This is a genomic window from Pseudomonas sp. PDM18 (genome assembly GCF_014852585.1).
Classification (GTDB): Bacteria; Pseudomonadota; Gammaproteobacteria; order Pseudomonadales; family Pseudomonadaceae; genus Pseudomonas.
This window is the reverse complement of record NZ_JACVBX010000011.1, coordinates 183,774-208,987: the sequence shown is the minus strand read 5'-3', so window position 1 is coordinate 208,987 and position 25,214 is coordinate 183,774. Positions and strand designations below refer to the sequence as shown.

Below are 25,214 nucleotides of genomic sequence, written 5' to 3'. Positions count from 1 at the left end.
ATCGAGGAGAACCTGGATGAAAAAGTATGCCCTGCTCCTGGCCATGGTGTTTTCCGTACCCGCCTTCGCTGATAGCGCACTGTGCGACGGCAACCTGCAGCAGATCACCGACTTCCTCAAGACCGCCAATCCCAACGCCACCGGCGTGAAGGTCAATGTGGTTCACGAGTATGTCGCCAAGGCCGAGGCGGCGAAGAAGGCCGGCGATTACAAGGAGTGCGTCAACCAGTCGAGCCAGGCGCTGCGCGTAATCAAGAAGCCCGCCAACCGCTGACCCGCACTGGAAACGAAAAAGCCCCGCCTAGGCGGGGCTTTTTCATGGGCGCTGGCTGGCGGAGGGCTCAGCCGCAGGAGACCTGCTTCACCACCTGGTTATCATCGACATCGATGTTCAGGCGCTGCGAGTTGTACTCCATGGTCACCGGCTGGTGTGGGGTGAGCACGCGGGCAACGCTGGCGCCGGCGTCGCGGCGAGCTTCCTCGGTCAGGGTCGGATTGACGACCTTGCCGATGATCGACTGCACCGCCTTGGCGTGACAGGTGCCGGTCATGGCCGACGAGTCGTCCGCGGCCGGCTGGGCGGCGTCGGACGAGGAATCCTTGGAACTGCAACCGGCAAGGGCGGCGACAGCGAGAAGCGACAGGAAAGTCACTCGATTGAAGGGCATGGAAAGTCTCCCTGATTCTTCATGGAAAAAACGCGAAAGGCGCCACCTTACCAGCCCGAAGGCTGCGGCAGCAGATGGATATATTGCAGGCTGATACACGCGATGCCCGTGGCAGAGCCGTACGGCGCCATTTACACAACCTTTACACCGGCGGCGTTACGATTCTTTCGAGGCCGATGTCTCATAGATACCTGGTTTCTCGCCGGGTTCCTCAGGAGGTGCATCATGCTTCACCGTCTCCCCCAGATCGCCCTGCTCTGCGCCGGCCTTGCCCTCGCCGGCCAGGCCGCGGCCAATAGCAACACCGATGCCGCCGCGATCGGCGCGGTGGTCGGCGCCGTTGTCGGGGGTGCAGTGGTCGCCGGCTCGCAACCCGCGCCGGCGCCTTATTACGCTCCGCCGCCACCGGTCGCCTATTACCCGCCGCCACCGGTGTACTACCAGCCGGCGCCGGTCTACCAGCCCGTATATCAACCGGTGTATCAGCCAGTCTACCGACCGGTCGTGGTGGTGCCCGGCCCGCGCTACTACGGCCCGCCCCGCTATTATGGTCCGCCGCGCTATTACGGCCCCGGCTACTACGGCCCGCCGGGGCACTACCGTCACTGGTAAGTACTGCTACAGACCAAAGACCCCGCCTCGTAGCGGGGTCTTTTCGTTCAGGCCGGCAAACGAATACTCCCGGCCAGTTCCTCGAACAGCGTCACCACCGCCCGCAACGCCCGGCAGTCCGGCCGGGTCAGCAACCAGAGATGGATGCTGCAGCCGGGCAGCTCCGGCTCCAGCACCTGCAACCCGTCGTCCGGGCGCAGCAGGAACGCCGGCAGCGCCGCCAGCCCCAGGCCCGCTCGGCACAGATCGAGGACCGACAGCATGCTGTTGCAGCGATACGCCGGCAGTACCGTCGGGAACACCTGGCGGCGCCAGGCAACGCTGGAGTGGTCGGGCAGAAAGTCATCCGGTGCGATCCAGCTCATATCCTGCCAGGGACGGTCGCCCTGCTCAGCCAGGTAATCGCGGTGGGCACAGAGGACGTAGTGCACCTCTCCCAGCTTGCGTCCCACAAGATGCTCCGGCGGCGCGTTGGTCAGGCGCAGGGCAATGTCGGCGTCGCGGCGGCTGAGGTTGGCGAAGGCGTTGGAGGTGGTCAGCTCCAGGTTCAACGCCGGGTAGCGCTTCATGAAGCGCGCCAGGGCTGGGAGCAGCAACCCCTGCAGCACGGTATCGGAACAGGTCAGGCGCACGGTGCCGCTGAGCACATCGTGGCCCTGCTCCAAGCCAAGGCGCGCCGCCTCAAGCGCCTGTTCGGCCAGTTCCGCCTGAGTCGCCAGTTGCTGCGCGGTGGCGGTGGCCAGGTAGCCATTGCGGCCCTTCTCGAACAGCGCGGTGCCCAATGCCTTTTCCAGCCGGCGCACAGCGCGGAAAACGGTGGAGACGTCTACCTCGAGCAATTCCGAGGCGCGCGCAAGGCTGCCCCCACGCACCAGCGCCAGCACCAGAGCGAGATCGGCGTATTCCAGACGGTATTGCATCGACGCACTCCAAGGTTGCGCAACCGCCCATTTTCGATTGCACCTGCGCAACTATAAATTGCCTCCCATGGGCCCGCCAATGGGCCACGACGCCAGGGGAACACAGGATGGGAAAACGTCGTAAAGCACTGCGCATAGGCCTGATCGGCGACCGTGACAGTCGCGTCACTGCCCACTGGGCAATTCCCCTGGCCCTGCAGCAATCGCTGCTGCCGCATTCGGGCACCCTGCGCCTGGACTGGCTGGACACTCCGCGCCTCGCCCAAGGCTTGGATCTGGAGGTTTATTCCGGCTTCTGGTGCATCCCCGGCAGCCCTTACCTCAACACCGAAGGCGCGCTGCAGGCGATCACCTTCGCCCGCGAAAACCAGGTGCCCTTCCTCGGCACTTGCGGCGGCTTCCAGCACGCCCTGCTGGAGCACGCCCGCAACGTCCTCGGCTGGAGCGACGCGGCCCATTCCGAGCTGGATCCCCAAGCGGCGCGCCCGGTGGTGCATGCCCTGCCCTGTTCGCTGGTGGAAGTCAGCGAGACCATCCGCCTCATCGCCGGCTCGCACCTGGCGGCGATTTATGGCCTGCCGGAAATCCGCGAAGGCTATCACTGCCGGTACGGGGTCAACCCGGAACTTCAGGACGATCTGTTCGGCGGCTCGCTGCGCGCCTGCGCCCATGGCGAGGACGGCAACATCCGCGCACTGGAAGCGAGCGATCATCCGTTCTTCGTCGCCACGCTGTTCCAGCCCGAGCGCAAGGCGCTGGCCGGAATCGCTGTGCCGCTGGCCGAAGCGCTCCTGTCCGCCGCTTTCCGCCATCAATCCAGCCAAGAGCCCAGCCGCCTCAGGAGCCCCGCATGATCGCCCGCACACCTCAACCGCCCTACTACGCGGTGACCTTCACGTCCCTGCGTACCGAGCTGGACGAAGGCTACGGCGCCACCGCCGAACGCATGCTCGAGCTGGCCACGCAGCAGGACGGTTTCCTCGGCGTCGAGTCGGCTCGCGGCTCCGACGGCTTAGGGCTGACCGTGTCCTACTGGCGCGACGAATCCGCCATCCGCCAGTGGAAGCAGCAGACCGAGCACCGCATGGCCCAGCAGGCCGGCCGTCGCGACTGGTACAGCGTCTTCCGCGTACGCATCAGCCGCGTCGAGCGTGAATACGGTTTCGAACGCTGAGCGACCCGTTCTGGCCCAGACACGACATGCCGGGTTCGATGCCCGGCGCACATCGTCTAGGCTGGTCCCATTCAGCAAAGGGGGACCGACGCATGCACCGACAAGCCAGTGAACTGCAGGCCGCCTACCTGGGCGAAGTCCGCGGCGAAAACTTCTTCCTCGGCCTGGCCGAGCAACTGCCGGAGGGGGCGTCATCGATGCTCCTGCTGGCGCGACTGGAGCGCCAGACCGGCCTGCGCATGGCGCGCCTGTTGCAGCGTCACGGCCTGCCGCTGGGCGACACAGCCCACGCCGCAAAGCAAGGCCGCCAGCGCGCAATGGACTGGCTGGGGCTGGACTGGCCACAGACCCTGGAGAAGCTCGAAATGCTGGTGGAGCCCTATGTACAGCGCTACGACAGCCTGGCTGACGAGGGCGACGACGATGACCGCGACATCCTTGAGGATCTCGCCGAGCATGAACATGCTTTGCTGCAGTTCACCCGCCTGGCCCGCGAGGGTGAGATGAACGCGGCCCAAGCCAGCATCACGCGATTACTGAGCGTACCGGCCTGAACCTGACAGGGAGCACGTCCATGCCACTATCGCCTTTCCACCTGGCCATTCCGGTCTACGACCTGTCCCTGGCGCGCCGCTTCTACCGCGAAGTCTTGGGCCTCCGCGAAGGCCGCAGCAGCACCCAGTGGGTGGACTTCGACTTCTTCGGCCACCAATTGGTGATCCATGAGCACCCGCGCACCGCCAGCCAGGAGGCGGCGCACACCAACCCGGTGGACGGCCACGATGTGCCAGTACCGCATTTCGGCGTGGTGCTGCCCTGGGAAGACTGGGAGCGGCTTGCGCAGCGCCTGCGCGCACGCAACATGCATTTCGTTATCGAGCCCCACGTGCGTTTTCAGGGGCAGGTGGGCGAGCAGGCCACGCTGTTTCTCTTCGATCCCTGTGGCAATGCCCTGGAGTTCAAGGCCTTCAAGGATATCGGCCAGCTGTTCGCGCGCTGAGCCTTCGCTTTCGGTGCGTGGCCAGATGACCAGTCATCCACCGTGGAATCACCCTTCACTCCATGCGGAATCATCCTACATAGCATTTCTCTAGCCATTCCTACGATGGCGCCCGTCTTCCCTGCTCACCCTGAGGTGACTCGACGTGCGCCCTTCCCGCTTGATTCCCTTCTGCCTCCTCTGCACCCTGGCGGCGCCCATTGCGCTAGCCGATAAGCTGGACGCCCCGGATTGGCGTCGCAGCGAGGCCTCGGCCATCGACCGGAGCTTCTTCCCCGCCGCCAGCTCCACTGCACGCCAAGCAGGTGCGCGTCGCAACTCGGAATCCGTGCAGGTCTCCCGCCTGGGCGAGCGTTCGAGCACGCTCGCCCGGCTGCGCCATGAAGACCGACGGCGCTTCAGTCCGGTGGACACCTCACGCATCGTTGCTCGCGCCCACGAACTGATCGGCACACCCTATCGCTGGGGCGGCCAGACCGAGGAAGACGGTTTCGATTGCAGCGGCCTGTTGGTCTATCTCTACCGCAGCATCGCCGATCGCAAGTTACCGAGAACCACCGCCTCGATGATTGCCCAGCGCCACAATCAGGTGGACCGTGACGAACTGCAGCCCGGCGACGCCGTGTTCTTCAACCACAACGGCGAGGGAGCCACCAGCCATGTGGGCTTGTACATCGGCGGCGACCGCTTCATTCACGCGCCCAGCACCGGCAAAACCATCCGCATCGACTCCCTCGACAACAGCTACTGGCAGCGCAGCTACACCACGGCGCGCAGGTTCAGCGGCTGAGCGGATGCGGTTCCACGAGCGAGTCACAGCTCACCGCTCAATCAGAAAATGCCTACCGGCTTTTGCATCTTTCCCACGTCAATTCTTGCAACGAGATTTCTAAGATAGCGCCCCGTTCCATTGTCCCGTTTCCCAGATGTCCCCCAAATGCATCCCCTGATCATCCTGAGCACCGCACTGCTGCTCACTCTTTCCGTTATGGCGGTCGAAGCCCGCGAGACGAAGAGCCCCACCGCCCACAAAGCCAGTGCAAAGCCTGCGCGTGCCTCACAAGGCAAAGCGGCCAATCGAAACATCGTTCACCAGCATCCGAATGCCAAGCGAGCGCCCCGCGCCAACCTGCATAAGATCAAGCCGGGCAGCAACTCCCGCGTAGTTTCCCGCGCCCGGGAGCTCATCGGCATCCCCTATCGATTCGGCGGCACCACGGTGGCCAGCGGTTTCGATTGCAGCGGCCTGCTGGTCTACCTGTTCCGCACCGAGGCGGGCATGAAGCTGCCGCGCACCACCGGCGAGATGATCGACAGCGACAGCCTGCGCATCCACCGTGACGAGCTCAAACCCGGCGATGCCGTGTTCTTCAACCGCAACGGCCGCGGCAACATCAGCCACGTCGGGCTCTATATTGGCAATAACCAGTTTATCCATGCCCCCAGCAGCGGCGGCCGCATACGCCAGGACTCCCTGGACAATCGCTATTGGGATCGCAGCTTCACTACCGCACGCCGTTTCAACGGCTGACATCCATCCGCAAGAGGCTCGCGATGCCCGGCATCCTGGTCGAGATCGTCCGCTACACCGAAGAGTGCTTTCCCGGTTGGGCCGAGTGCCGGCTGATCGACTCCGACGGCCGCGACTGGCGCTTCCTGAAGAAGCGCTCGGCGGTCATTCACGGCCCGGACGACGGTCGCCTGCCCGCCAGCGGGCGTATTGCCTGCGAAGTGCTGGAACGCTTAGACGGCACGGTGCTGGTCAGCACCGTAAAGCCGCGCGGCATTCGCTCACTGGACGGCGAGAATCGCTTCCGCATTCCCGTGAGCGCGCTGCACGAAGACTGACCCTGCGTCAGTCCCGCTGCGCCTGCCCTTCCTCGGCGATTTTCGCCGCATCCCAACCGCCGCCCAGAGCCGCAATCAACTGCACGCTGGCGGTCAGGCGGCTGCCGGTCAAGGTCAGCAGCGTGCGCTCGTTGGACAGCGCGCTGGTCTGGGTGGTGACCACGTTGCTGTAGTCGATGGTACCGGCCTTGTACTGGTTGGTGGTCAGGCGCAGCGCCTCGCGGGCGGAGTCCAGCGCTTCCTGCTGCACGCCGCTTTCCTCTTCCAGCACCTTGAGCTGGACCATGTAGTCCTCCACCTCGCGGAAGCTTTCCAGCACGGTCTGCCGGTAGCTCGCCACGGTCTGGTCGTAGCTCGCCTCGGCCTGCTCGACCTGGGAGGCGATCAGCCCGCCGTCGAACAGGGTCATGGCGAACTGCGGGCCGATGGACCAGTAGCGGTTGGGCGTCTCGATCCAGTTCTGGAAACTGCCGCTGCGGTAGCCGCCGGCGGCGGTGAGGGTCAGGTCGGGGAACCACGCAGCCTTGGCCACGCCGATCTTGGCGTTGGCGGAAATCACCTGGCGCTCGGCGGAGGCCACGTCGGGGCGGCGCTGCAGCAATTCCGACGGCAACAGCGTCGGCACATTCGGCAGGTTCGGCACGCCGTCCACGGCCGCCAGGGAGAACTGCGCCGGCGGCACGCCGACCAGCACGGCAATGGCATGCTCCAGCTGCGCACGTTGGTACTTCAGGTCGATGGCCTGGGCCTCGGTGCTTTTCAGCTGGGTACGTGCCTGGGCGACATCGGCTTTGGTCACGATGCCGGCGTTGTACTGATTCTCGGTGAGCTTGAGCGAGCGCTGGTAGGCCGTGACCGTGTCGTTGAGCAGCTTGATCTGCTGGTCCATCACGCGCAGTTGCAGGTAGTTCTGGGTCAACTGCGATTGCAGGGAAAGCCGCGAGTTAGCCAGGTCCGCCGCGCTGGCGTCCATGCTCGCGTTGTCGGCTTCCAGCTGGCGGCGCAGCTTGCCCCACAGGTCCAGCTCCCAGCTCACACCGAGGCTCGCCGAATAGCTGTTGCTGATCGAACTGCTGCCGCCGCCACTGCTGACGGTGGAGCCGTCGGGCAGGCGCACGCTGCCGCCGCTGCCGGTGCCTTGCCCGGAGCGAGTCTTGCCGACATCGGCGCTGATCGTGGGGAAGAAGGAAGAACGCGCACCTTTGGCCAGCGCCTGAGCCTGGCGATAGGACGCGAGCGACTGCGCCAGGGTCTGGTTGGCAGCCACCAGGCGGGTCTGCAGGTCGTTCAGCGTGGCGTCACCGTAAAGCTCCCACCAGGCACCATGGTTTAATCCGTCCTGCGGCTTCGCCAGTTGCCAGCCCTCGCCCTCCTTGAAGCTGGCGGGCACCGTCAGCTCGGGGCGCTGATAGTCCGGGCCGATGGCGCAACCGGCCAGGGCCACGGCCAACGCCAAGGGAAGAAGTGAACGGGAACGGATCATACGGGTGTCTCCAGGGCGCCGTCGGTGCGCACGCCGCGCTTCTTGTTGACCCAATGGCGCAGACGGTCTAGGTAGAGGTAGACGACGGGGGTGGTGTACAGAGTCAGCAACTGGCTGCCGATCAGGCCGCCGACGATGGTCATGCCCAGCGGGCGACGCAGCGCGGCGTCGCCGCCGATGCCGAAGATCAATGGCAGTGCGCCGAGGATGGCGGCCAGGGTGGTCATCATGATCGGGCGGAAGCGCTTCATCGCCGCTTCCAGGATCGCGTCCCGAGGTGACAGGCCCAGGGTGCGTTCGGCGTCCAGGGCGAAGTCAATCATCATGATGGCGTTCTTCTTCACGATGCCGATCAGCAGGATCACCCCGATCAGCGCGATCAGCGACAGCTCGGTGCGGAACAGCATCAGCGTGAGCAGCGCGCCGACGCCCGCCGAGGGCAGCGTCGAGAGAATCGTCAGCGGATGCACGTAGCTCTCGTAGAGGATGCCCAGCACGATGTAGACCGATACCAGCGCCAGCAAGATCAGCCAGGGCATGTCGTTCTGCGTGTCCTGCACCGCACCGGCGTTGCCTTCGAAGGTGGCCTGGATTTCCATCGGCAGGTGGATCGGTTCCACCGCCGCCAGGATCGCATCGCGGGCAGGGCCGATCTGCGCGCCCTGGGCCAGGTTGAAGGAGAAGGTGGTGGCGGCGAACTGGCCCTGGTGGTTGACCTCCAGCGGCGCGCGGCTCGGCTCGATGTGGGTGAAGGCCGAGAGCGGGATGCGCTGGCCTTCGCTGTTGATTACGTAGACCTGGCGCAGCTCCTCGGGCGTCTCCTGATACGGCTGGGCGACTTCCATCACCACGTGGTACTGGTTCAGCGGGTTGAAGATGGTCGACACCTGGCGCTGGCCGTAGGAGTTGTTCAGCACCGCGTCCACCTCGGCGACGTTCACCCCCAGGCTCGCCGCGCGGTCGCGGTCGATCACCAGGCGGCTCTGCACGCCCTTGTCCTGCGCATCGCTGTTCACATCGACGATCTGCGGCACCTTGTTCATCGCCGCCTCGACCTTGGGCGCCCATTCGCGCAGCAGGGTGAGGTCGTCGCTGCGCAGGGTGAAGTCGTACTGCGCATTACCCTGGCGGCCGCCGATGCGCACGTCCTGGCCGGCGACCAGGAACAGGTTGGCGCCGGGCACCTCCGCCAGCTTTTTGCGCAAGCGGTTGACGATGGTCTCGGCGGAGTCGCGTTCGGTGATGTCCTTCAGGGTGACGAAGAAGGAGCCGGTGTTGCTCGACTGCCACTTGCCGCCGCCGACAAAGCCCACCACGTTCTCCACGCCTGGGTCTTCGGAAAGGATCCGGCGGAACTGCGCCATCTTCTTGTCCAGCGCCTGGAACGAGATGCTCTGGTCGGCCACCGCGAAGCCGCGCAGGCGCCCGGAGTCCTGCTGCGGCAGGAAGCCCTTGGGCACCACCACGAACAGGTACAGGTTCAGCGCGATGCAGCCGAGCATGATCATCACCATCAGCCGTGAGTGCTCCAGTGCCCAGCTCAGGCTGGCGCGGTAGCGCTGCATGAAGGCAACGAAATAGCGGTTGCTCTGGCGCTCCACCGAGGCCTTCTTCGGCCCGCGCTCAACCGGCTTGAGCAGGCGCGCGCAGAGCATCGGCGTCAGCGTCAGGGAGACCACCAGCGACACCAGGATGGCCGCCGCCAGGGTCACCGAGAACTCACGGAACAGCCGCCCGGTGATGCCGCCCATGAGCAGCAGCGGGATGAACACCGCCACCAGCGACAGGGTCATCGACAGCACGGTGAAACTCACTTCCCGCGCGCCGCGGATCGCTGCCTGGATCGGCGGGTCGCCTTCCTCGATGCGCCGGGCGATGTTCTCTACCACCACGATGGCGTCGTCCACCACGAAGCCAGTGGCGATGATCAGCGCCATCAGCGACAGGTTGTTCAGCGAGAAGCCGCACAGGTACATGACCGCGAAGGTGCCCACCAGCGACACCGGCACCGCGAGGCTGGGGATCAGCGTGGCGCGGCCGTTGCGCAGGAACAGGTAGACCACCAGGATCACCAGCACCACGGAGATGATCAGGGTCAGCTCGGCTTCTTCCAGGGAGGAGCGGATCGACGGGCTGCGGTCGTCCATCACCGACAGCTTCACCTGCGGGCCGAGCACGTCCTGGATGATCGGCAGCTGCTCGTGGATGGCGTCGGTGGCTTCGATGATGTTGGCACCGGGCTGTCGGGTGATGATCAGCAGCACTGCCGGCAGGTCGTCGGAGAAGCCAGCGTTACGCACATCCTCCACCGAGTCGGTGACCTTGGCCACGTCGCGCAGGCGCACCGCTGCGCCAGTGTCGGCGTTGTAGTGGACGATCAGCGGGGCGTACTCGCTGGCCTTGCGCAGCTGGTCGTTGGAGTCCACCTGCCAGTGCCGCTCGCCGAACTCCAGCGAGCCCTTGGGGCCGTCGGCGTTGGTGTTGTTGATGGCGTTGCGCACCGTGTCCAGGGAAATGCCGTACTGGCTGAGCTGGTCCGGATTGACATCGACGCGCACCGCCGGCAGCGAGGAGCCGCCGATGCTCACCTGCCCTACCCCCTTCACCTGCGCCAGCTTGGGCGAGACGATGGTCGAGGCCAGGTCGTACATCTGCCCGCGGGTGTAGGTATCCGAGGTCAGGGTGAGGATCATGATCGGCATGTCCGACGGGTTCGCCTTGCGGTACGTCGGATTGTTCGGCATGCCCGAGGGCAGCAGGCTCATGGCCGCATTGATCGCCGATTGCACCTCGCGCGCGGCGCCGTCGATGTCCTTGGACAGGTCGAACTGGATGATGATGGTGGTGTTGCCCAGGGAGCTGCTGGAGGTCATGTCGGTGACCCCGGCGATGCGACCCAGCGAGCGCTCCAGCGGTGTTGCCACCGTGGAGGCCATGGTTTCCGGGCTGGCGCCGGGCAAGGAGGCCTGCACCAGGATGGTCGGGAAATCGACGTTGGGCAGCGGAGCCACCGGCAGCAAACTGAACGACAGTGCGCCGGCCAGCATCAGCGCCAGGGTCAGCAGGCAGGTGGCGACCGGGCGCAGGATGAACAGGCGCGACAGGCCGCCCATCAGCCACGCTCCGCCGGGTCGATGCTGTTCACGTCAAGGCCGTGGCGCTGACGCCAGTTGGCCCAGCGCGTGGCCAGACGGTCGAAGTACAGGTAGATCACTGGCGTGGTGAACAGCGTCAGCAACTGGCTGACCAGCAGGCCGCCGACCATGGTGACGCCCAGCGGCTGGCGCAGCTCGGCGCCGGCGCCACCGGCGAGCATCAGCGGCAGCGCGCCGAGCAGTGCGGCCATGGTGGTCATCAGGATCGGCCGGAAGCGCAGCAGGCACGCCTGGTAGATCGCCTCATGGGGCGGCTTGCCTTCGTTGCGTTCGGCGTCCAGGGCGAAGTCGATCATCATGATCGCGTTCTTCTTCACGATGCCGATCAGCAGGATGATGCCGATGATCGCCACGATGCCGATGTCCTGCCCCGAGAGCATCAGCGCCAGCAGCGCGCCCACGCCCGCAGAGGGTAGCGTGGAGAGGATGGTCACCGGGTGGATGAAGCTCTCGTAGAGGATGCCCAGCACGATGTACATGGTGACGATAGACGCCAGCACCAGCAGCAGGGTGTTGGACAGCGAAGCCTCGAAGGCCTGCGCCGCACCGCGGAAGCTGCCCTGCAGGCTGACGGGCATTTCCATCTGCGCCTCGACGTCGCGGATCGCCTGCACCGCCTCGCCGAGGGCGACGCCCTTGGCCAGGTTGAAGGAGATGGTCGCGGCCGGGAACTGGGCGATGTGGTTGACCGCCAGCAGGGTGTGGCGCTCCTCCACCTTCGCCAGGCTCGACAGGCGCACCTGGGTGCCGTCGCTGGACGGCACGTAGAGGTTCTCCAGCGACTGCGGGCCGATCTGGAATTCCGGCGCCACTTCCAGCACCACGCGGTACTGCGTGGCCTGGGTGAAGATGGTGGAGATCAGTCGCTGGCCGAAGGCGTTGTACAGCACGCTGTCGATGCTCGACAGGCTCACGCCCAGGCGCGAGGCGGTATCGCGGTCGATGTTGATGTAGGCCTGCAGGCCCTTGTCCTGCCAGTCGGTGGCCACGTCGGCCAGCTCCGGCAGTTGTTGCAGGCGGTCCACCAGGCGCGGCACCCAGTCGGCGAGGACATCCGGGTCGGCGTCCTGCAGGGTGAACTGGTACTGCGTGCGGGCGATACGGTCCTCGATGGTCAGGTCCTGCACCGGCTGCATGTACAACTTGATGCCGGCGATCTGGTCCAGCTCCGGCTGCAGGCGATGGATCACCTCGCTGGCGGTCACGTCACGCTCGGCGTGGGGCTTGAGGTTGATCAGCAGGCGCCCGGTGTTGAGGGTGGCGTTGGTGCCGTCGACGCCGATGAACGAGGACAGGCTGTCCACCGCCGGGTCCTTCAGCACGATCTTCGCCAGGTCCTGCTGGCGGCTGGCCATGGACTGGAAGGAGATCGACTGCGGCGCCTCGGCGATGCCCTGGATCACCCCGGTGTCCTGCACCGGGAAGAAGCCCTTGGGCATGAAGATGTACAGCAGCGCGGTGAGCACCACGGTGGCGATGGCCACCAGCAGGGTCAGCGGCTGATGGCGCAGCACCACACGCAAGGCGGCGGCGTAGCGCTCGATCATGTTGTCGATGAAGCGCCCGGCGGCGCGGGCGAAGCGCCCCTCCTTCTCCGGCTCGACGTGGCGCAGCAGCTTGGCGCTGAGCATCGGCGTCAGGGTCAGGGAAACAAAGCCGGAGATCAGGATCGCCACCGCCAGGGTGATGGCGAATTCGCGGAACAATCGCCCGGCCACATCGCCCATGAACAGCAGCGGGATCAGCACGGCGATCAGCGAGAAGGTCAGCGAGATGATGGTGAAGCCGATCTGTTTCGAGCCCTTGAGCGACGCTTCCAGCGGCTCGTCGCCCTGCTCCAGGTAACGCGCGATGTTCTCCACCATGACGATGGCGTCGTCCACCACGAAGCCGGTGGCGATGGTCAGCGCCATCAGCGTCAGGTTGTTGATCGAGAAGCCGGCGAGGTACATCACGCCGAAGGTGCCGATCAGCGACAGCGGCACGGCGAAGCTGGGGATCAGCGTCGCGGAAATATTGCGCAGGAACAGGAAGGTGACCATCACCACTAGGCAGACGGCGAGGAACAGCTCGAACTGCACGTCCGCCACGGAGGCGCGGATGGTCGTGGTGCGGTCGGTGAGCACCGTCACTTCCAGGCTGCCGGGCAGTGTCGCCTGCAGCTGCGGGAGCATCTTCTTGATGCTGTCGACCACCTCGATGACGTTGGCGCCCGGCTGGCGCTGGATGTTCAGCACCACGGCCGGCGAGGTGTTGGCCCAGGCGGCCAGGCGCACGTTCTCGGCGTCGTCTTCCACGCTGGCCACGTCGCGCACGCGCAGCGGCGAGCCGTTCTTGTAGGCGATGATCAGGTCGCGGTAGGCGTCGGCGGACTTGAGCTGGTCGTTGGCGTCCAGGGTCGAGGAGCGGGTCGGGCCGTCGAAGCTGCCCTTGGGGCCGTTGAGGTTGTTGTTGGTGACGGTGGTCTGCAGGTCTTCCAGGCTCAGGCCGGCGGCCGCGAGGGCGCCGGGGTTGGCGCGGATGCGCACGGCCGGGCGCTGGCCGCCGCTGATGCTGACCAGGCCGACGCCGGAAATCTGCGAAATCTTCTGCGCAAGGCGCGTGTCGACCAGGTCCTGGATCTGCGGCAGCGGCATGTCCGGAGACATCACCGCCAGGGTGAGGATCGGCGCGTCCGCCGGGTTCACCTTGCTGTACACCGGCTGGTTCGGCAGGTCCTTGGGCAGCAGGCTCTGCGCGGTGTTGATCGCCGCCTGGACTTCCTGCTCGGCCACATCAAGGTTGATCTGCAGGCTGAACTGCAGGGTGATCACCGAGGCGCCACCAGAGCTGGTGGAGGACATCTCGTTGAGGCCGGGAATCTGCCCCAGCTGGTTCTCCAGCGGCGCGGTCACCGAGGAAGTCATGATGTCCGGGCTGGCGCCGGGGTACAGGGTCACCACCTGGATGGTCGGGTAGTCCACTTCCGGCAGCGCCGAGATCGGCAGGAAGCGGTAGGCGATGATCCCCGACAGCAGGATCGCCACCATCAGGAGCGTGGTGGCGACCGGCCGCAGGATGAACAGGCGGGACGGGTTCATTCGCTCTTACCGCTGTCCTGGACCGGGGTGTCCGAACCGAACGGCTTGGCGGTGGACTTGTCGCCCTCTTCTGTGGCGGCCGCGCGGGCCTTCTCGTCGGAGGTCGCGATGTTCATGCGGGTGCCGTCGCGCAGGCGGTCGGTGCCTTCGACGACGACACGGTCGCCTTCCTTCAGGCCCTCGGTGACCACCACGCGCTCGCTCTCGCTGGTGCCCAGGGTGACCAGCTGGCGCTTGGCCTTGCTCTCCTCGCCCACCAGGTACACGTAGGTGCCGTCGTTGCCGCGTTGCACGGCGTTGGCCGGAATGGTCAGCACGCCCGGCAGGGTCTCGGCGAGCAGGCGTACGTTGACGAACTGGTTGGGGAACAGCCTGTGGTCGTCGTTCTCGAATCCGGCCTTGAGCTTGACGGTACCGGTGGTGGTGTCGATCTGGTTGTCCAGGGTCTTCAGCACGCCGGTGGCCAGGGTCTGGTTCTGGTTGCGGTCCAGCGCCTCGACCGGCACCGGCTTGCCGCTGTAAAGCTCGCGGGCGATGGTGCCCAGTTGCTGCTGCGGCAGGCTGAACACCACGGAGATCGGCTTGACCTGGGTGATCACCACCAGCGGCGTGGTGTCGCCGGAGGTGACCAGGTTGCCCACGTCCACCTGACGCAGACCGACGCGGCCGGAGATGGGCGCGCGCACCTGGGTGAATTCGAGGTTGAGCTTGGCGTCAGCGACCTGGCCCTGGTTGGTCTTCAGGGTGCCTTCGTACTGGCGGACCTGGGCTTCCTGGGTGTCCAGGGTCTGCTTGGCGATGGAATCCTCGGCGTACAGGCCCTTGTAGCGGGCCAGGTCGATCTGCGCGTTCTTCAGCTGCGCCTGGTTCTGCAGCAGCGTGCCCTGGGCCTGGTCCAGCGCGGCCTGGAACGGACGCGGGTCGATCACCGCGAGGACGTCGCCGGCCTTCACTTCCTGGCCTTCCTGGAACGGCACCTTGACCAGCTGACCGCTGACCCGCGCGCGAACATTGACGGTGTTGTAGGCCGTCACCGTGCCTAGCGCATGGTAGTGCACCGGCAGGTCGCCCTTGAGCACCGGCGCGACGCTGACGGTCACCGCCGTGCCGCCCTGCCCCGCGGCCATCTGCCCCGGCCCCGGTCGCCCGCCGCGCCCGCCCTGGGCTGCCGGCGTTCCCGAAGACGTCGAGTGCAGCCACATGATCAGCCCGACCACGGCGGCGAACAGCAGCGCGGTGATGAGCCAGGGGCGCAGGGTACGAAGTTTCGAGGGCGATCCGTTGCTTGCAGTCATGGGACTCTGTCTTTTGAAAAGGGGGTTTGGCGCAAGGAAGTGAGAATACCGAGGCTGAACGATAAGCACAGCATGGCCGCAGGCAAAGTCTCTTTACCCGCTATTTACCTTTGATTTACCGGGAGTTACGAATTACCGGGGCATTGCGACCCGGAAATGGCGCGGGAGGTTCCGCGCCATTGGGGCCAGTCCTGATGGACCGGCCCGATCCTTCCATCAGGCCAGGGCGGCGATGGCGGCGGCGTAGTTCGGCTCGTCGGCGATCTCGCCTACCAGCTCGCTGTGCAGCACCTTGTTCTGCTCGTCCAGCACCACGACAGCGCGGGCAGCCAGGCCGGCCAGCGGGCCGTCGGCGATGGCTACGCCGTAGTTGGCGAGGAACTCGCGGCCACGCAGGGTGGACAGGTTCACCACGTTCTCCAGGCCTTCGGCGCCGCAGAAGCGCGCCTGGGCGAACGGCAGGTCGGCGGAAACGCACAGTACGACAGTGTTGGCCAGCTTGCTGGCTTCAGCGTTGAACTTGCGCACGGAGGTGGCGCAGGTCGGGGTGTCGACGCTGGGGAAGATGTTCAGCACCTTGCGCTTGCCGGCGTAGGTTTCCAGGGTGACGTCGGACAGGTTGCCGGCGACCAGCGACAGGGCCGGAGCCTGCTCGCCTTTCTGCGGCAGCTTGCCGTCGACGGAAACCGGGTTGCCCTTGAGGGTAACTTGAGCCATTGCTTGGGTCCTTCTGTGAGGGATGGCGGCGCTGGCGGGTTGCCAGCGCCGCAGGAGGATTCGGGGCCGTCGCAGATGCTAGCACGACTTTCCCGAGCTTAACGCTCGGGCATGCATCCGCTCGCTCCTCCTGCCCACGCCCGGCTCAGACGAACGGCTGGTCCTGGAACCCGCGCGGCAGGCGCTGGCTGCCCGGCATGGCGACCAGGCGTTTCTCCCAGAAGCTGCGCCAGTCGTTGTGCACGGCTTCGGCACGGGCCTTGCGCTGGGCGCGGCGGGCGGCGTTGCGCGCATCGCGGCGGGCTTCCTTGTAGACCTCGGTGTTGCGGCAGCTGCGGCATTTCACCCGGTTCAGCTCGGTGGTGGATTCCAGGTGCTTGCCCGCATGCCCGCAGGCCAGGTGCCCCTTGACCTTGTAGTGAGTGACCATCGCAGATTCTCCCTGTCCGGCGAGCGCACCCTCGCCGCTTGGCGGTGCCACAGTCGGGCAATCGGTGCGTACCTGGTGACTGCGACGCTCAGGGAGTTGGACGAGCCGCCGCGCTGGCAGGTTCGAAATTTCTGTCGCGCCGGCTCACTCCTGCAGATGGCAGACGCAACACAGCTTGTTGCCATCCAGGTCGCGTACGTAGGCGCCGTAGTAGGTCGGTGAGTAGTTCAGGCGCAGGCCGGGCGGCCCCTCGTCGACGCCGCCCAGTTGCACGGCGCGGGCATGGAAGCTGTCGACCTGGTGCCGTGTACGCGCCTCGAAGGCCACCAGGCTGCCATTGCCGATGCTGGCCGGCTGGCCGTCGATGGGTTGGTACACGCAGAACACCACGTCGCTGTCCGGGTGGGCGAAGATCGCCCGCTCAGGCTCATGGCGATGCGCCTTGAGGACAATCCACAGCGTGCCGAGCACCCTGCCGTAGAAGTCGATGGCACGCGGGAGGTCGTTGGTGCCAACCGTGATGTGGCTGAACATGCCGCGCCCTCCTCTGCCTGTGGGAATCAGTTGCCGGCGTGAGCGCGCTCGATGGCGGCCATGTCCAGCTTCTTCATGCCCATCACTGCCTGCAGCGTGCGGCTGGCCTTCTCCGGGTTCGGATCGGCGACCATGTCGCCGACGTGGCGCGGGCAGATCTGCCAGGACACCCCGTAGCGGTCCTTCAGCCAGCCGCAGATTTGCGCTTCCTCCGGACCACCGGCGCCAAGTTTGTCCCAGAAGTGGTCGATCTCCTTCTGGCTGTCGCACATCACCTGCAACGACAGGGCCTCGGTGAAATTGAAGGCCGGGCCGCCGTTAAGGGCGATGAAGGTCTGGCCGTCCAACACGAACTCCACCGTCAGCACCGAGCCGGGTTCGCCACCGTGGCGGTCCTTCTCGGCCTCGGGGTAATAGGCGGCCTGGACGATCCTCGAGTTGGGAAAGATGGCGACATAGAACTGGGCTGCTTCCTCGGCCTTGCCGTCGAACCACAGGCAGGGGGTGACGCGTTGCAGGCTGGACATGGTGAATCTCCTGATTTTCGCGCGGTCGGCTTGACCGGGCATGCAGCTTGGTCGCCTGGGCGACGGCGGAATCGACAAGTCTAGGCCGACTTTCGCGCTTTACCGGACGACCGGTCGAGCGGCATGCCGGGGCTGGCCGCGAGCAACGCAAATGAAAAAGGCACCCGTAGGTGCCTTTGCTGACCAACTGCCAGATCAGCGCGCCACGGCCCTGGCCCGAGCCTGGTGCAGCTTCTTGTAGCTTTCGATCAGGCGCAGGTGCTTGTCGAGGCCTTCGAGCTTCGTGCTGGTCGGCGTCAGCCCGTAGAAGCGCACGCTACCGCCCAGCGAACCCAACACCGCGTCCATACGCTCGTTGCCAAACATGCGGCGGAAGTTGGCCTCGAAGTCGGCCATTTCCAGTTCCTCGTCCAGGTGCACTTCCAGCGCCGCGCTGAGCGCCTGGTAGAACAGCCCGCGCTCGACGGTGTTGTCGTTGTACTGGAGGAACATCTCCACCTGTTCCTTGGCGGTTTCGAAGCGTTTCACCGCGAGGTTGATCAGCAGCTTGAGCTCGAGGATGGTTAGCTGGCCCCAGACGGTGTTGTCGTCGAACTCGATGCCGATCAGCGTGGTGATGTCGGTGTACTCGTCCACCTCGCAGGCTTCCAGGCGCTTGAGCAGCGACTTGAGGCGGACGATGTTGAGGCTGTGCAGGTTGAGGATGTCGGCGCGGAACGCCAGCGCCTTGTTGGTGTTGTCCCAGATGAGGTCTTCCACCGGGTAGATTTCCGAATAACCCGGCACCAGGATGCGGCAGGCGGTGGCGCCCAGGTGCTCGTACACGGCCATGTAGACCTCCTTGCCCTGCTCCTCGAGGATGCCGAACAGGGTCTGCGCTTCCTGCACGTTGGAATCGTCACCGTGGCCGGAGAAGTCCCACTCGACGAAGTCGTAATCGGCCTTGGAGCTGAAGAAGCGCCACGAGACCACGCCGCTGGAGTCGATGAAGTGCTCGACGAAGTTGTTCGGCTCGGTCAGCGCCTGGCTTTCGAAGGTCGGCCGCGGCAGGTCGTTGAGGCCTTCGAAGCTGCGGCCCTGAAGCAGCTCGGTGAGGCTCCGCTCCAGTGCCACTTCGAAGCTCGGGTGCGCGCCGAAGGAGGCGAACACGCCGCCGGTGCGCGGGTTCATCAGGGTCACGCACATCACCGGGAATTCGCCGCCCAGCGACGCATCCTTGACCAGCACCGGGAAGCCCTGTTCTTCCAGGCCCTTGATGCCGGCGGCGATGCCGGGATACTTGGCCAGCACCTCCTGCGGCACGTCCGGCAGCGCCAGTTCGCCTTCGAGGATTTCGCGCTTCACCGCGCGTTCGAAGATTTCCGACAGGCACTGCACCTGTGCCTCGGCCAGGGTGTTGCCGGCACTCATCCCGTTTGACAGGTAGAGGTTCTCGATCAGGTTGGACGGGAAGTACACCGTCTCGCCGTCGGATTGGCGCACGAACGGCAGCGAACAAATGCCGCGCTCGGTGTTGCCCGAGTTGGTGTCGTAGAGGTGCGAGCCGCGCAGCTCACCGTCCGGGTTGTAGATCTCCAGACAGTACTCGTCGAGGATTTCCTCCGGCAGCGCGTCCTTCGCGCCCGGCTTGAACCAGCGCTCGTCGGGGTAATGCACGAACGGCGCGTTGGCTATCTCCTCGCCCCAGTACTGGTCGTTGTAGAAGAAGTTGCAGTTCAGGCGCTCGATGAACTCGCCCAGCGCCGAGGCCAGCGCGCTTTCCTTGGTGGCGCCCTTGCCGTTGGTGAAGCACATCGGCGACTGCGCGTCGCGGATGTGCAGCGACCAGACATTGGGCACGATGTTGCGCCACGAGGCGATCTCGATCTTCATGCCCAGGCCGGCGAGGATTTCCGACATGTTGGCGATGGTCTGTTCCAGCGGCAGGTCCTTGCCCTGGATATAGGTGCTCGCGCCGGCGGCGGTGCTCGGCATCAGCAGCGCCTGGGCGTCGGCGTCGAGGTTCTCGACTTGCTCGATGATGAAGTCCGGACCGGTCTGCACCACCTTCTTCACCGTGCAGCGATCGATGGAGCGCAGGATGCCCTGGCGGTCCTTTTCGGAGATGTCCGCCGGCAGCTCCACCTGGATCTTGAAGATCTGCTTGTAGCGGTTCTCCGGGTCGACGATGTTGTTCTGCGACAGGCGGATATTGTCCGTGGGGATGTCGCGGGTCTGGCAGTAGAGCTTGACGAAGTAAGCCGCGCACAACGCCGACGAGGCCAGGAAATAGTCGAACGGCCCCGGTGCCGAACCGTCGCCCTTGTAGCGGATGGGCTGGTCGGCAATCACCGTGAAGTCGTCGAACTTGGCTTCGAGTCGGAGGTTGTCGAGAAAATTGACCTTGATTTCCATGCGGGCATCACCACGAAAAAGTAGCGCGAAAAAGTAGAAAGCGAACGGGCCGGCATTATCCGGACAAAAGCGCCTCGGGGATATCCCGACGTGCCCGGCGCTGGTCGGGAAGCCCTGCTCTGGCGACACAGGCCCGGACGACGCCCGGTCGGGCGCGGGCAGCCGGCGCGGCCGCCCTTGGGGTAAGATGCGCGGCTTTTGCGCCGCCCAGGCGCTCGTCCACGAGGAATCCACCGTGCTCACCTCCCAGGTCATCATCATCGGCGCCGGCGCCGCGGGACTGATGTGCGCCATGAGCGCCGCCGCGCGCGGTCGTCAGGTCCTGCTGATCGACCACGCCAACAAGGCCGGCAAGAAGATCCTCATGTCCGGTGGCGGGCGCTGCAACTTCACCAATATGTATTGCGAGCCGGTCAACTTCCTTTCGCAGAATCCGCACTTCTGCAAGTCCGCGCTGGCACGTTTCACCCAGTGGGACTTCATCGCCCTGGTGGCCAAGCACGGCGTGCCCTATCACGAGAAGAAGCTCGGCCAGCTGTTCTGCGATAACAAGTCCAGCGACATCCTCGGCCTGCTGCTGGACGAGTGCGAGCAGGCCGGCGTCGACCTGCGCCTGGACACCTCGGTGAGCGAGATCGCCCGTCTCGACGAAGGCGGCTACCAGTTACAGAGCAGCCTCGGCCCGGTGCGCTGCGAATCCCTGGTGATCGCCACCGGCGGCCTGTCCATCCCGACCCTCGGCGCCACCGGCTTCGGCTACCAGATCGCCCGCCAGTTCGGCCACAGCGTGCTGCCGACCCGCGCCGGCCTGGTGCCCTTCACCATTACCGATCCGCAGCTCAAGGCCCTGTGCACCGAGCTGTCCGGCACCTCGGTGGAGGACTGCCGGGTAAGCTGCAACGGCCAGAGCTTTGTCGAGAACATCCTGTTCACCCACCGCGGCCTCAGCGGCCCGGCGATCCTGCAGATTTCCTCCTATTGGCAGCCCGGCGACACCATCAGCATCGACCTGCTGCCGCGCATCGACCTGCCCGTCTGGCTTGTCGAACAGCAGCGCGAGCGCCCCAACAGCGAGCTGAAGACGCTGCTGGGCGAGCTGTTCACCAAGAAGATGGCCGGTCTACTGGCCGAGCAATGGTTCGTCTCCAAACCGATGAAGCAGTACACGCCATCCGAGCTCAAGGCGATCGCCGAGCGCCTGGGCGACTGGCAACTGGTACCGGCCGGTACCGAGGGCTATCGCACGGCGGAAGTCACTCTGGGCGGCGTCGACACCCGCGAGGTATCGTCCAAGACCCTGGAATCGCTGAAGTCCCCCGGACTGTACTTCGTCGGCGAAGTGCTGGACGTCACCGGTCACTTGGGCGGCTTCAACTTCCAGTGGGCCTGGGCCTCAGGCTACGCGGCAGCGCAGTTCGTCTAGGCCCTGCTCCAGAGTTTCCCCGTAGGAGCGAGCTTGCTCGCGAACCGCCCAGCACTCCATTCAGGACCGTAGGGCGCATAACCCGAAACGGGTTATCCGCCGATTGCCCCGCGGCGGGTAACGCTGGCGCGTTGTGCGCCCTACGAGCCCGACTTCAGCCGTTACGGGCTCCCGGCAGCAAAAGATGCATGGCTGTCCGGATTCGCTCCCTCGCCCTCGTTGTCCTTCGGGGGCCGCGGATTTCCAATGACATGGAGCGCGACGCAGCCCGCGTCGCACCTTGGAATCCAGCCCCGGAGCCCGCCATGAGCCTCGACCTGAACGGCGTCAAAGTCCCCGACAGTACCCTCGCCAAGGCCATCACCGAGATGGTCCGCGACAACGCCACCCCGCTGCTCTTCCATCATTCCTCTCGCGTCTACTACTGGGGCGCACTGACCGGCGCGCGCAAGGAGTTGAAGTACGACGCCGAGCTGCTCTACGCCGGCGCGATGTTCCACGACATGGGCCTGATGCCACGCTACTGCAGCCAGTGCGAACGCTTCGAGGTGGATGGCGCCGACTGCGCGGCAGAGTTCCTGCGCAGCCACGGCATCGCCGAAAGCGATATCGACACGGTATGGACCGCCATCGCGCTGCACACCACGCCCGGAATCCCGCAACACATGAAACCGGAGATCGCGCTGGTCACCGCCGGGGTGGAAATGGATGTGCTGGGTATCGCCTACCCGCACTTCCCCGACGCCCAGCGTGACGCCGTGGTCGCCGCCCACCCGCGCGGCGGGCAGTTCAAGCAGGACATCCTGCAAGCCTTCTACGACGGCATCAAAGCCAAGCCGGAAACCACCTTCGGCAACGTCAAGGCCGACGTGCTGGCAATGAAGGATGCGGACTTCGTGCGCGGCAACTTCTGCGAAGTGATCCTGAATTCGGACTGGGCCAGCTAATCCCTGGCGTTTACGGGCGTGCCCAGCACTCCGGGCTCCCCCAGCAACTGCGCCAGCCACTGCATGAACGCCCGTACCCGCTGCGGCAGGCGGCGGTGGGCATAGAGCAGGGAAATTTCCATGGGCGGCAGCGGGATGTGCTCAAGTACCGCCACCAGCCGCCCCGCTTCCAAGTCATCCAGCACGCCATGGATCGGCACCTGGATGATCCCCAGTCCACCCATGGCCGCGCTTTCGTAGGCCTCGGCGTTGTTCACCGACAGTGCCCCGCCCATCGGCACGTAGCGCACCTCTTCGTTGTGCAGGTACTCGAAGCCCGGAGGCCGCGCGCCCAACACCGTCACGTAGTGGATCAGCTGGTGCTCGGCGAGGTCGTCCAGTGACTGCGGCACACCGTGCTTGGCGAGGTAGGACGGACTGGCGCAGGTTACCTGCGGGAACTGCCCGAGGCTGCGCGCCACCACCGACGGATCGTTCACCGAACCGACCCGCACCACGCAGTCGAAGCCCTCACGTACCAGGTCGACGCGGCGGTCGGTGCAGCTCACCTCCAGCTCCAGGGCCGGGTGCCGCGCGAGGAATTCGCCCAGGCGCGGCATCACCAGCTTGCGCGCCATCACTGTCGGCATGTCCACCCGCAGGCGGCCACCAAGGGCTTCGTCTTCCTGGCGGAACAGGCCGTGCAACTCGTCCAACTGGGCCAGCATGTCCTTGCTGCGCTCGTAGAGCACCAGCCCGTCCTGGGTCGCGGTGACACGCCGCGTGGTGCGCTGCAGCAGGCGCGTGCCGAGCAGCTCCTCCAGCGCCTGGATGTGCTCGGAGACGGTGGAGCGCGGCAGGCCGAGCTGCTCGCCGGCCTGGGTGAAGCTGGCCAGCTCAGTGACGCGGACGAAGGTGCGCAGCAGGTCGGGGCGGATCATGGGCGGCTCACTCACTGTTCGGCATTACCGGCCAGTATTTCCGATTCTTGCCGGTTTATCACCAACCAATCGAACAATAAGCTTTCCCACAATCCCACCTGTTCTCCAACCCGCACAGGAGCTTTACCATGACCCGCAAGATCGCTCTCATCACCGGCGCCAGCCGTGGCCTTGGCCGCAACGCCGCCCTGCACCTCGCCGCTGCCGGCGTCGACATCATCGGTACTTTCCGCAGCCAGGCTGACGAAGCCCGCGCCGTCGCCGCCGAGATCGAGCAGCACGGCGGCCGCGCCGTGATGCTGCCCCTGGACGTGGCGGACAGCGCCAGCTTCGCTGCCTTCGCCGAGCAGATCCGCGCCACCCTGGGCGAAACCTTCGGCCGCCAGCACTTCGATTTCCTGGTGAACAACGCCGGCATCGGCCTGCATGCCAGCTTCGCCGAGACCACCGAGGAGCAGTTCGACCAGCTGATGAACATCCAGCTTAAGGGCCCGTTCTTCCTGACCCAGAAGCTGCTGCCGCTGATTGCCGACGGCGGCCGCATCCTTAATGTTTCCAGCGGCCTGACGCGCTTCTCGCTGCCCGGCTACGCCGCCTACGCCACCATGAAGGGCGCCATGGAAACCCTGACCAAGTACCAGGCGAAGGAACTGGGCGCGCGCGGCATCGCGGTGAACATCCTCGCTCCCGGCGCCATCGAGACCGACTTCGGCGGCGGTGTGGTGCGCGACAACGCTCAGCTGAACCAGCAGATCGCCAGCAACACCGCCCTGGGCCGCGTCGGCCTGCCGGACGACATCGGCGCAGTGATCGCCGTCCTGCTCTCCGACGGAGGCCGCTGGATCAACGGCCAACGCGTGGAGGCCTCGGGCGGGATGTTCCTCTGATCCGCACCAAGGTGTGACCTTGGCGTAGGAGCGGGCTCCGTCCGGAATCGGTCCGCTCTTACCTGAATATCGTGCCGAGGCTTGCCCTCTCCCCCTTCAGGGAGTCGGAAATCCGAGGTACAGACTTTCAGAGGAAGACATTTGCTCCTACCTGTGTCGCCAGTCCGCGGCGCGTCTGGCTCGCGGACTCTCTCAAAATCCGCAATAAGTCTTTACCGCAAAAAAACCTGCAACATTCTGTAACGACCCCTAGTCTAAAAACGCGCGTGGAAAAGACGAACCGCAGATCTCGCCGTCGACGGCTGATCCGCAGGGCGCCCCTGAGGCGACTTCGCACCCCGCTCCACTCATCCGGCACAGGCCGGGAGTGCAGACCACCGTGAACCGACCCGGCGATATGCGTCCCTGCCTCCTCGACAACGAGCGAACCGCTATTGCCTCAGGAGCCGAAATGACCGAACACCCCAAGGGCTTCACCCGGCGCCAGCTGTTGAAGTCGTCCGCCGCGTCCCTGGCCGTCGGTGCTGCCAGCGCCCAGGCCGCCACCGTGATCGGCACGCCGAAATGGCTGCCCTTCGACCACAACGGCCCGCTGCACTACGACAGCCCCGGCTGGCAATTCTTCACCGCCGAGGAGGCCAAGGAAGTCGAGGCGATCGTCGAGCAACTGATTCCCGCCGACGAGCTGAGCGTCAGCGGCAAGGACGCCGGCTGCGCGGTGTTCATCGACCGCCAGCTGGTGAGCGACTACGGCGACTCTGGCCGCCTGTACATGACCGGTCCCTTCACCCCCGGTACGCCCGCGCAGGCCGACCAGTCGCCACTGGTGCCGCGCGAGCGTTACCGCATCGGCCTCGCCGCACTGGGCAAGTATTGCCAGGCGCAGTTCCAGAAGCCCTTCAGCGCCCTGCCCGGCGAGCAGCGCAACCAGGTGCTCACCGACCTCGAGAAAGGCTCCATCAGCCTTGAAGGGATCGACGCCAGGATGTTCTTCCAGCAGGTCCTGAGCAACACCATGGAAGGCTTCTTCGCCGACCCGATCTACGGCGGCAACCGCGACATGGTGTCGTGGAAGATGCTCGGTTTCCCCGGCGCGCGTTACGACTACCGCGACTACATCGCGCTGCACAACCAGAAGCTGGACCTCGTGCCGCTCTCGATCATCGGCAGCTCCGCCTGGAACAAGAAGGGTTGAATCGC

Annotated in this window: 25 protein-coding genes; 13 read left to right on the top strand and 12 right to left on the bottom strand. The window is 65.4% G+C overall.

Going from position 1 to position 25,214, the window contains the following annotated elements; all coding sequences use genetic code 11:
* The first annotated feature begins 16 nt into the window (after positions 1–16).
* On the top strand, positions 17–274 hold the full coding sequence (locus tag IB274_RS21835) for a hypothetical protein (protein WP_192434707.1): 258 nt from the start codon (positions 17–19) through the stop codon (positions 272–274).
* Between the two features lie 67 nt (positions 275–341).
* Here IB274_RS21835 and IB274_RS21830 read toward each other — a convergent pair whose 3' ends face one another.
* Entirely contained in the window at positions 342–668 is a 327-nt protein-coding gene (locus IB274_RS21830) for an I78 family peptidase inhibitor (protein ID WP_192434705.1), read from the bottom strand.
* A 225-nt stretch (positions 669–893) separates the two neighbouring features.
* Here IB274_RS21830 and IB274_RS21825 point away from each other — a divergent pair, with 225 nt between their 5' ends.
* A complete protein-coding gene (locus IB274_RS21825) occupies positions 894–1,280 on the top strand; it encodes a hypothetical protein (RefSeq protein ID WP_081516786.1) in 387 nt (128 codons plus the stop codon).
* A gap of 47 nt (positions 1,281–1,327) precedes the next feature.
* Here the strand turns inward: IB274_RS21825 and IB274_RS21820 are convergent, their stop codons facing one another.
* On the bottom strand, positions 1,328–2,200 hold the full coding sequence (locus IB274_RS21820) for a LysR family transcriptional regulator (protein ID WP_192434703.1): 873 nt from the start codon (positions 2,198–2,200) through the stop codon (positions 1,328–1,330).
* A 107-nt stretch (positions 2,201–2,307) separates the two neighbouring features.
* Here IB274_RS21820 and IB274_RS21815 point away from each other — a divergent pair, with 107 nt between their 5' ends.
* From IB274_RS21815 to IB274_RS21785, 7 genes are all read left to right on the top strand, one after another.
* A complete protein-coding gene (locus IB274_RS21815; protein WP_192434701.1) occupies positions 2,308–3,054 on the top strand; it encodes a CTP synthase in 747 nt (248 codons plus the stop codon).
* The gene (locus tag IB274_RS21810) at positions 3,051–3,374 is read left to right on the top strand and encodes an antibiotic biosynthesis monooxygenase family protein (RefSeq protein WP_192434699.1); all 324 of its coding nucleotides are present in this window, start codon (positions 3,051–3,053) and stop codon (positions 3,372–3,374) included. The genes IB274_RS21815 and IB274_RS21810 overlap by 4 nt, the downstream gene beginning before the upstream one ends.
* 92 nt (positions 3,375–3,466) lie before the next feature.
* Entirely contained in the window at positions 3,467–3,928 is a 462-nt protein-coding gene (locus IB274_RS21805; RefSeq protein ID WP_192434697.1) for a hypothetical protein, read from the top strand.
* Positions 3,929–3,948: 20 nt separating this feature from the next.
* On the top strand, positions 3,949–4,374 hold the full coding sequence (locus IB274_RS21800) for a VOC family protein (RefSeq protein WP_192434695.1): 426 nt from the start codon (positions 3,949–3,951) through the stop codon (positions 4,372–4,374).
* Between the two features lie 145 nt (positions 4,375–4,519).
* Positions 4,520–5,164 (top strand): C40 family peptidase, encoded by a 645-nt coding sequence (locus IB274_RS21795; RefSeq protein WP_192434693.1) that lies wholly within the window; start codon positions 4,520–4,522, stop codon positions 5,162–5,164.
* A gap of 147 nt (positions 5,165–5,311) precedes the next feature.
* Positions 5,312–5,905: a C40 family peptidase gene (locus IB274_RS21790; protein ID WP_192434691.1), complete on the top strand. Its 594-nt coding sequence runs from the start codon at positions 5,312–5,314 to the stop codon at positions 5,903–5,905.
* Positions 5,906–5,928: 23 nt separating this feature from the next.
* On the top strand, positions 5,929–6,222 hold the full coding sequence (locus tag IB274_RS21785; protein WP_192434689.1) for a hypothetical protein: 294 nt from the start codon (positions 5,929–5,931) through the stop codon (positions 6,220–6,222).
* Positions 6,223–6,229: 7 nt separating this feature from the next.
* Here IB274_RS21785 and IB274_RS21780 read toward each other — a convergent pair whose 3' ends face one another.
* The 9 genes from IB274_RS21780 to IB274_RS21740 all read right to left on the bottom strand — a co-directional run bounded on the left by IB274_RS21780 (position 6,230) and on the right by IB274_RS21740 (position 19,837).
* Positions 6,230–7,705, bottom strand: coding sequence for an efflux transporter outer membrane subunit (locus IB274_RS21780; protein ID WP_192434687.1), 1,476 nt, complete (start codon positions 7,703–7,705; stop codon positions 6,230–6,232).
* Positions 7,702–10,818 (bottom strand): multidrug efflux RND transporter permease subunit, encoded by a 3,117-nt coding sequence (locus IB274_RS21775; RefSeq protein WP_192434686.1) that lies wholly within the window; start codon positions 10,816–10,818, stop codon positions 7,702–7,704. The genes IB274_RS21780 and IB274_RS21775 overlap by 4 nt, the downstream gene beginning before the upstream one ends.
* Positions 10,818–13,940, bottom strand: a complete 3,123-nt coding sequence (locus tag IB274_RS21770; protein WP_192434684.1) for an MdtB/MuxB family multidrug efflux RND transporter permease subunit — start codon at positions 13,938–13,940, stop codon at positions 10,818–10,820. The genes IB274_RS21775 and IB274_RS21770 overlap by 1 nt, the downstream gene beginning before the upstream one ends.
* Positions 13,937–15,235 (bottom strand): MdtA/MuxA family multidrug efflux RND transporter periplasmic adaptor subunit, encoded by a 1,299-nt coding sequence (locus tag IB274_RS21765; protein ID WP_192434682.1) that lies wholly within the window; start codon positions 15,233–15,235, stop codon positions 13,937–13,939. The genes IB274_RS21770 and IB274_RS21765 overlap by 4 nt, the downstream gene beginning before the upstream one ends.
* 216 nt (positions 15,236–15,451) lie before the next feature.
* Entirely contained in the window at positions 15,452–15,952 is a 501-nt protein-coding gene (gene tpx / locus IB274_RS21760) for a thiol peroxidase (protein ID WP_081516774.1), read from the bottom strand.
* A 145-nt stretch (positions 15,953–16,097) separates the two neighbouring features.
* Positions 16,098–16,382: a hypothetical protein gene (locus IB274_RS21755; protein WP_081516773.1), complete on the bottom strand. Its 285-nt coding sequence runs from the start codon at positions 16,380–16,382 to the stop codon at positions 16,098–16,100.
* Between the two features lie 144 nt (positions 16,383–16,526).
* On the bottom strand, positions 16,527–16,916 hold the full coding sequence (locus tag IB274_RS21750) for a VOC family protein (RefSeq protein ID WP_192434680.1): 390 nt from the start codon (positions 16,914–16,916) through the stop codon (positions 16,527–16,529).
* A 26-nt stretch (positions 16,917–16,942) separates the two neighbouring features.
* Positions 16,943–17,443: a VOC family protein gene (locus tag IB274_RS21745; RefSeq protein WP_192434678.1), complete on the bottom strand. Its 501-nt coding sequence runs from the start codon at positions 17,441–17,443 to the stop codon at positions 16,943–16,945.
* 195 nt (positions 17,444–17,638) lie between these two features.
* Complete coding sequence (locus IB274_RS21740) at positions 17,639–19,837, bottom strand: OsmC domain/YcaO domain-containing protein (protein WP_192434676.1); 2,199 nt, start codon at positions 19,835–19,837, stop codon at positions 17,639–17,641.
* Positions 19,838–20,024: 187 nt separating this feature from the next.
* Here IB274_RS21740 and IB274_RS21735 point away from each other — a divergent pair, with 187 nt between their 5' ends.
* The gene (locus IB274_RS21735) at positions 20,025–21,260 is read left to right on the top strand and encodes an NAD(P)/FAD-dependent oxidoreductase (RefSeq protein WP_225614966.1); all 1,236 of its coding nucleotides are present in this window, start codon (positions 20,025–20,027) and stop codon (positions 21,258–21,260) included.
* Positions 21,261–21,565: 305 nt separating this feature from the next.
* Positions 21,566–22,207, top strand: a complete 642-nt coding sequence (locus IB274_RS21730; RefSeq protein WP_192434672.1) for an HD domain-containing protein — start codon at positions 21,566–21,568, stop codon at positions 22,205–22,207.
* On the opposite strand, the gene IB274_RS21725 is transcribed toward IB274_RS21730, so the two are convergent.
* Positions 22,204–23,127, bottom strand: coding sequence for a LysR family transcriptional regulator (locus IB274_RS21725; RefSeq protein WP_192434670.1), 924 nt, complete (start codon positions 23,125–23,127; stop codon positions 22,204–22,206). The genes IB274_RS21730 and IB274_RS21725 overlap by 4 nt on opposite strands.
* Before the next feature lie 128 nt (positions 23,128–23,255).
* Here IB274_RS21725 and IB274_RS21720 point away from each other — a divergent pair, with 128 nt between their 5' ends.
* Together IB274_RS21720 and IB274_RS21715 are read left to right on the top strand one after the other, a co-directional pair.
* Complete coding sequence (locus IB274_RS21720; RefSeq protein ID WP_192434668.1) at positions 23,256–24,014, top strand: SDR family NAD(P)-dependent oxidoreductase; 759 nt, start codon at positions 23,256–23,258, stop codon at positions 24,012–24,014.
* A gap of 451 nt (positions 24,015–24,465) precedes the next feature.
* Complete coding sequence (locus IB274_RS21715; RefSeq protein ID WP_192434666.1) at positions 24,466–25,209, top strand: gluconate 2-dehydrogenase subunit 3 family protein; 744 nt, start codon at positions 24,466–24,468, stop codon at positions 25,207–25,209.
* Positions 25,210–25,214: the final 5 nt, after the last annotated feature.